Origin of the sequence: Streptomyces sp. SID5464 (assembly GCF_009862985.1) — a bacterium.
Classification (GTDB): Bacteria; Actinomycetota; Actinomycetes; order Streptomycetales; family Streptomycetaceae; genus Streptomyces; species Streptomyces chartreusis_D.
On record NZ_WWIQ01000009.1, the window covers coordinates 41728 to 48438 of the forward strand.

The window sequence follows — 6711 nt, forward strand, 5'->3', positions numbered from 1 at the left end:
ATGGACGGCGTACGCGCGGTTCTCCTGGCCGGTGGCGAGGGCCGCCGCATGGGCCCTCTCGGCCGCGGCCGGCTGAAACCTCTGGTCCCCTTCGGCGGCACCAGCCGGCTGATCGACTTCAGCCTGGCCAACGCCCGCCGCTCCGGCTTCCGGGAGGTGCTGCTGCTGTCACAGTACGAGGAGCGACGCCTCATGGATGATCTTCAGGCGGTCTGGAACGGGAGCCCGGGCGACTTCCGTGTGCATTTCGGCCCGTACGACGAGGCGTACCGGCAGGCCCGGGCGAGTGTCCCTGGCGGAGGCGTTCCCGCGGCGCTGCCCGACCGCACCTGGCCCAGCGAGCGCGGCACGGCCGACGCACTGATCAAGAAGGCCGAGCACATCTTCGGTGACGACACGTCCGAGGTGCTCGTGCTGCACGCCGATCACGTCTACCGGTTCGACTACGGCGACATGATCCGCCGGCACCGTGCCGACAGGGCCGCGCTGACCGTGTCGTACCAGCGCATCGAGCGTCGCTACGTGCACCTGTTCGGCATGGTGGAGTTCGACACCGCCGGCAACCTCACCGGATTCGTCGAAAAACCGGCGCAGCCGACGAGCGACCTGGTGTTCGCCGCCTTCTGCGTCTTCGACGCTCGCGCCCTGCGCCGTCACCTGGAACGCCTGGACGGAACGGACTGGCAGCACGACATCAGCCGCGACGTCATCCCCGCCATGCTCGCCGCCGGTGAGCGGATCCGCGGGTACGAGGTCACCGGCTACTGGGAGGACATCGGAACCGTCGAGCGTTACCACCGGGCCCACCGCGGCCTGTTGGGCGGGAGTCCGACTCTGAGCCTGGCCGAGCTGCCGCTCACCGTTCGCCCCGGGGTGCCCCGGCGATACATCGAGCGGGAGGGTGCCGTTCGTTCCAGCATCGTTCCCGGCGACTGGGTCAACGCCGGCCGGGTGGCGGAGAGCGTCGTGTATCCCGGGGTCACCGTCGGTGCCGGTGCGCGCGTGCGGGACTGTGTGCTGCTGCCCGGGACGGTGGTCCCCGAGGGTGCCGAGCTGGAATCGGCCATCCTCCTGGAGGACGGGACCGTACAGCGCTGCGACCCGGCTCCGGTGCTCGGGGGTGTCGCCTCATGACCGCACCGTCCCTGGCGACAGGGGCTCCGCGCGGCTTCGTCGTCGCCGATCTCGGCGGTACGACGCTGCGGATCGGCCGGATCACCGAAGGGGCGGCCTCAGCCGCGGCCGTCCGCCGCGTGCCGACCGAAGGCCTGGGTCGTTACCGGGAGTTGCCCGCCCAGGCGCTGCAGGACAGGGTGGTGGACCAGCTCACCCGGGAGTTGGAGGCCTACCTCGGCTCGCCCGGGGGCGAGGGGGCGAGCGCAGTCGGCGTCTCTTTCGCCGGGCCGATGACGAAGGACGGCACCGTGCTGGCGGGGCCCACTCTGTGGGGAGGGGCCGCGGCTCCCCTGCCCCTGGCGGACATCCTGAACCGGCGGCTGGGCGTGCCGGTCGTCGTGGCCAATGACATCACCGCCGCCGCCTGGCGCTACGCGGCCGCCGAGCCCGATCCCTTCTGCCTGATCACCGTCAGTTCGGGCATCGGGCACAAGGTCTTCCGCAACGGCGAGGTGCTGGTCTCGGACTCCGGGCACGGCGGTGAGATCGGCCACTGGCGCGTCGACCCGGGCGAGGACGCCGTGCCCTGTGAATGCGGCGGCCGGGGCCACCTCGGCGGGATGGCGTCCGGCCGCGGAGTGCTGCTGGCCGCCCGTCGGGCCGCGGCGGGCGACCCGGACGGCTTCGGCCGTTCCGCACTCGCCGAACCCGCGGGCGGCGACCCGGCCGGCATCACCAACGAGGACCTGGCCCGTGCCGTCCGCGCCGACGACGCGTTCGCGACCCAGGTGCTGCGCAGCTGTCTGGTCCCGCTGGCTCTTGCCGTCAACTGCATCTTCACGGCGATCGGCGTACGGCGTTATCTGTTCATCGGCGGCTTCGCCGTCGCGGTCGGGCACCGGTTCGTCACCCTGCTCGGCGAGGAACTGACGAAACTGGGCTGCTTCGGCCTCGGCGACGCGGAGATCCGCGACATGCTCTCGCTGGGCGCCGCGGACGACGACCACTGCCTCATCGGCATGGCGAGGCTGCTGACCCGGACGCTGCCCGCCACCGCGTGCACCGGAGGCGGGACATGAGGACCCTCGTCGTCGGCAGCGGCTTCGTGGGCAGTGCCCTGGCCGGTCGCCTGGCCAGAGCGGGTGACGAGGCGGTCCTCGCCTCCCGGACGCCTCCGGCGTCACCCGCCGACGGCGTCGTGCACGCCTGGGTCCCTCTCGACATCACCGAGGACGGGGCCTTCGGACGCGCGCTGGAGCGCGTGCGTGCGGACACTGTCGTTCTGGTGCACGGTCCCTCGGACGTGACCTGGTGCGAGGAGCACCCCGAAGAGGCGACGCACGGGCACGCCGAGGCGGCCAGGCAGGTGGTGCGGGCGGCGGGGAACCGGCGCGTCGTCTTCATCTCCACCGACAACGTCTTCGACGCGGACGCCGGGGCGCCCGACGAGTCCGTCCCGCCGCGACCCGCCAACGCCTACGGGCGGGCGAAGCTCGCCGCCGAACAGATCCTGGCCGAGCTGCCGGCCGTGACGCTGCTGCGCGTCAGCCTGATCTACGGCTGGGAGCCCGCCACGAGCACGAAATGGCTCAACTTCTTCGCCTCGTGTGTGCACCGCCTCCGGGCCGGCGAGCGGGTGACCGCCCCCTTCGACCAGTGGACGACGCCGGTGCTCCTCGACGACGTGGTCGAGGTGACCACCGCGCTCGCCAGGGCGGAGTCACCCCCGCGGCTTCTCCACCTCGGCGGACCGGACCGGTTGTCGCGGGCCGAGTGGGCGGCCCTCATCGCCGAGGAGCTGGGCGCCTCGCCGGCCCTGGTGACGGCGGAGCCGCGGGAGAACGGCCGCTACGCCGGCCGCCCCGCCTCCACCTGTCTGTCGAGTGGTCTGCTCGCGACGCACCCGGCAACGGCCGACCTGGCTCCCCGGCCGGTCCGCGAAGGCAGCCGTCTGCTGATCGACCGGCACACTTCCCCGACTCCGAGGAGCACCGTGTGACGACGAACACCGGCGCGCCCGACGGCGCACCACCCCTCGGACCACCGGCCCGGGCCGCCGCGCGGCGGGGCGTGCCGAGCGCCCGCCGGGTGGATCACCTGGCCTTCACGGTGCCGGACCTCGACCGTGCGATCGACTTCACGGTGCGGGTGCTGGGGGGCGAACTCGTCTACCGCCTGCCCTCGTTGGCGCACGACGACGACTGGATGCGCGAGCACCTCGACGTTCATCCCCGGGCCGACACGGAGATAGCCCTGGTGCGCCTCGGGCCGACCACGAACCTGGAGCTGTTCGTCTACCGGTCGCCCGACCACCGTGACGTTCCACCCCGGCCGAACGACCTGGGCAGCGTGCACTTCGCCCTCCGTGTGACGGACGTGGACTCCGCCGTCGCGGCCTTGCGGGAGCGTGGGCCGTGGCACCCCTACGGACCCGTGCGGACCGTGCCTGAGGGGCTGCCCGGAGCGGGGATGCGGTGGGTCAGGGTGACCACGCCCTGGGGCATGCCGCTCGAACTGCGATCGGTGCCGGGCTCACTGCCGTACGAACGGCAGACATCGGCGCGCCGCTTCCTCCCGGGCAGCACGTGGCACAACGGTGCCGACGGCTCCGGCGCGGCCGCCGCGCTGCCCGGAGCTCGCGGTGTCGACCACCTGGCCTGGACCGTGGCCGACCTGGACGAGGCCGAACGCTTCTTCACGGAGGTCCTGGGCGCCGAACGGCTCTACCGCACGACGGCCGACCTCACCGACCCGGAGTCGGCCGCCGCCCTGGGTGTGCCGCAGGGCGGCACCCTGCACCAGGTGGCCCTGCGCATGGGCCCCACCGACAACGTCGAACTCAACTGCTTTCACGACTCGTCCGGCGCGCGCCGGCGCTGGCCCCGCAACAGCGACGTGGGCGGCAATCACCTGGCGCTGTACGTGGACCATGTCGACGAGGCAGCCGCGTACTTGGCCGCACAGCCGGGCTGCACCGTGCTCGGCGCCCCCGAGACCATCCCGCAGGGCCCTCTGGCCGGCGACCGCTGGGTGTACGTCCGGACCGGAATCGGGCTGTACATCGAGGTGGTGCACATGCCGGACGGCAGCCTGCCCTACGAGCGCGGCACGACCGCCAGACGCCGGGCGGCGGACGGTGAGCGGTGGTGGAGCCGTTGAACGGCCCGCACGAGGCCCTGACACCCATCCGGCCGACGAACGGAAGGACGCCAGTGTGGCGACGCTGACACCCACTGATCCGGAACTCCTGGCCACGGCCGTCGTCACCACGCTGGCCGTCGACTTCGATCCCCAGGCCCGTGAGGCCAGCATCTTCTACTGGGACCGCGGACTTGCCTACCGCCGAGCCGTGGTGCAGGCGGCGGAACGAACCGGGGACGAGACCGTCGAGCGCCTGGTCGGCGCCTTGCGGGTCCGCCCAGCCGACCCGGCTCTGCACGACGCCCTGCGCATGCGTCTGGTCCGACTCGCCGCAGAGGGCGGCGGGGCGGGCCTCGACACGCTCTTCGAACGGGCTTGGGAGGCGGAGTCCAACTCACGCCTGGGATACCACCTGGGCCGGTGCTACACCGGCACCGGCCAGGCCACGGTGGGGGCGGAGCGGCTCGGCACACTGCCGCCGGGTGCCGGTCTGCCGCCCGGCGGCACCCCCCGGGTACTCGTCGTCGTGCCGTTCCGCGACCGGGGCCCGGGGTCGCGCCTGCGTAACCTGCTGGCCTGTCTGCTGGCCTTGCGGGACCAGTCCGTACCGCGTGACTTCTACCAGGTCGCCGTGGTGGAGACGGACGACGTCCCGCGCTGGCGCGAGACCGTTTCGCCTCGGACGGACCACTACCTCTTCGCGTACAAGCCGGGCGACTTCAACAAGTCCTGGGCGGTGAACGTGGGAGTGGTCAACGCTCCGGGGCGCGCGGAGATCGTCTGCATTCTGGACGCGGACGCCCTGGTCGACCGCGACTTCATCGCGCGCAACGTGGCCCGCTTCCATCACCCCGGCACCATGGGGCACCTCAGTTACCGCGACATGTGGTGCCTCGACGAGTCCGCCACCTCATGGGCGATCGAGGAGCGGCTCTGGCGGGGTGCCGCCGAGGTGGCCACCGATCAGCTGCGGGCGTTCGTACTGCGGCGACCGCCCGGGTGCTGTGTCTGGGTGCGCACGAGCGCCTTCCACCGGATCGGCGGAATGGACGAACGCTTCGAGGGCTGGGGAGGCGAGGACAACGACTTCGCCTACCGCATGGACATCAACTCCGCCCTGGACCACTACCACGACCCCCTGCTGCACATGTACCACCCGTCCTCCGCGGTGCTGCGCGAGGACGGTGAACTCGTCAACGCCCACATCCCCGCGCTGAGCTGGGGGCCGTCCTCAGCACCCATCGGCGACATCCACCGCTTTGCGCGGACCACCGCGACCGGTGACCGGCACGAACGAAGGGCAGGCAGCCATGTCTCGTGACATCCCCGTTCTGGACCTGACCGAGTGGAGGACAGCGGACACTGCGCGACGCTCCGAGATCGGGGCGGCGCTGGATACCGCCCTGCGCCGAACCGGCCTCTTCCTCCTGCGCGGACACGACGTCCCGCCCGACCTCACCGAGCGCATGCGCACGCAGGGACGTGCGTTCTTCGCGCTGCCCGGCGAGGTGAAGCAGCAGTACGCCGTCAGCCGTCCCTACGACAACGGGTGGCGCGGCCTGGGTGCTCTGGACGTCGGCGCCGTCGACGGACAGGCCGGCACGCCCGATCTCCACGAGGCGTATCACGTCGGCCCCTCCCACCGCACCGGCGACCCGACGTTCGACGCGACGTACTACCCGCGCAACAAGTGGCCCGCGGAACAGGCGGAGTTGCGGGACACAGCGCTGGAGTACACCGGCCACATGACTCGGGTGGCCCACGAGGTGCTCGGCGTCCTGGCGTCGGTGCTCGGCCTGCCGGAGGACTTCTTCACCTCCAGGTCACAGCGGGCGACGTGGACCCAGAACATCAACTGGTACCCCTCTCTCCGGACCGTCGGCGGCGTGGTGGAAGGCCAGATGCGGGTCGGTCCGCACACCGACTTCGGCACGTTGAGCCTGCTCGACCGCCAGCAGGGGGTCGGCGGCCTGGAGGTCTGGAACGAGGAGGACGGCTGGTTCAAGCCACCTTTCGAGCCGGGCGCCCTCGTCGTCAACCTGGGCGACCTGATGAACCTGTGGACGGACGGCCGCTGGCGTTCACTCCGGCACCGTGTACTCGCGCCCAGCGACGCGGCCCCGGACGAGGAACTCGTGTCCCTGGTCTACTTCTTCGAGACGGATCCCGACACGGAGGTCGTCCCCCTGGCGGCTCCGGCGGGAGGCGGCGAGGGGATGGGCCCGGTCGTCGCCGGGGAGTCGATCCTGGAGAAGGTCGGCGCCAGTCTGACGCTCGGCTGACACGCCACGTACCGGGGCTCACTGCCCGCAATCCGACGGAACGCCACGCGAGAGGCCACGAGAGCCATATGGGCGACGACAACTCCACACTGGCCTTACAGGAGCCTGACAGGGCACGGAGCCGGATGCCGAGTGGTCTTGTCGCGCTGGCGCTCGGCGGGTTCGGCATCGG

General features: G+C 71.7%; 6 protein-coding genes. All 6 read left to right on the plus strand.

Annotated features, from left to right (window positions below; all coding sequences use genetic code 11):
- Genes GTY47_RS08610 through GTY47_RS08635 form a run of 6 tightly spaced genes read left to right on the plus strand, consistent with a single transcriptional unit; the run spans window position 1 to window position 6539 of the window.
- Window positions 1–1134, plus strand: coding sequence for a sugar phosphate nucleotidyltransferase (locus tag GTY47_RS08610; protein WP_010034417.1), 1134 nt, complete (start codon window positions 1–3; stop codon window positions 1132–1134).
- Window positions 1131–2195 carry an ROK family protein gene (locus GTY47_RS08615; RefSeq protein ID WP_010034419.1) on the plus strand — a complete coding sequence of 355 codons (1065 nt, stop codon included), beginning with the start codon at window positions 1131–1133 and terminating at the stop codon, window positions 2193–2195. Before GTY47_RS08610 ends, GTY47_RS08615 begins: the two co-directional genes overlap by 4 nt.
- Entirely contained in the window at window positions 2192–3115 is a 924-nt protein-coding gene (locus tag GTY47_RS08620) for a sugar nucleotide-binding protein (RefSeq protein WP_010034420.1), read from the plus strand. The genes GTY47_RS08615 and GTY47_RS08620 overlap by 4 nt, the downstream gene beginning before the upstream one ends.
- On the plus strand, window positions 3112–4275 hold the full coding sequence (locus GTY47_RS08625; RefSeq protein WP_010034422.1) for a VOC family protein: 1164 nt from the start codon (window positions 3112–3114) through the stop codon (window positions 4273–4275). Before GTY47_RS08620 ends, GTY47_RS08625 begins: the two co-directional genes overlap by 4 nt.
- A 55-nt stretch (window positions 4276–4330) precedes the next feature.
- Window positions 4331–5578, plus strand: a complete 1248-nt coding sequence (locus tag GTY47_RS08630) for a galactosyltransferase-related protein (protein ID WP_010034425.1) — start codon at window positions 4331–4333, stop codon at window positions 5576–5578.
- Window positions 5568–6539 carry a 2-oxoglutarate and iron-dependent oxygenase domain-containing protein gene (locus GTY47_RS08635; protein ID WP_010034427.1) on the plus strand — a complete coding sequence of 324 codons (972 nt, stop codon included), beginning with the start codon at window positions 5568–5570 and terminating at the stop codon, window positions 6537–6539. Before GTY47_RS08630 ends, GTY47_RS08635 begins: the two co-directional genes overlap by 11 nt.
- Window positions 6540–6711: the final 172 nt, after the last annotated feature.

Bases quoted from the DNA above. Each gene is read 5' to 3' on its own strand.
- GTY47_RS08610 (WP_010034417.1), top strand. From the start codon at position 1: ATGGACGGCGTACGCGCGGTTCTCCTGGCCGGTGGCGAGGGCCGCCGC.
- GTY47_RS08615 (WP_010034419.1), top strand. From the start codon at position 1,131: ATGACCGCACCGTCCCTGGCGACAGGGGCTCCGCGCGGCTTCGTCGTC.
- GTY47_RS08620 (WP_010034420.1), top strand. From the start codon at position 2,192: ATGAGGACCCTCGTCGTCGGCAGCGGCTTCGTGGGCAGTGCCCTGGCC.
- GTY47_RS08635 (WP_010034427.1), top strand. From the start codon at position 5,568: ATGTCTCGTGACATCCCCGTTCTGGACCTGACCGAGTGGAGGACAGCG.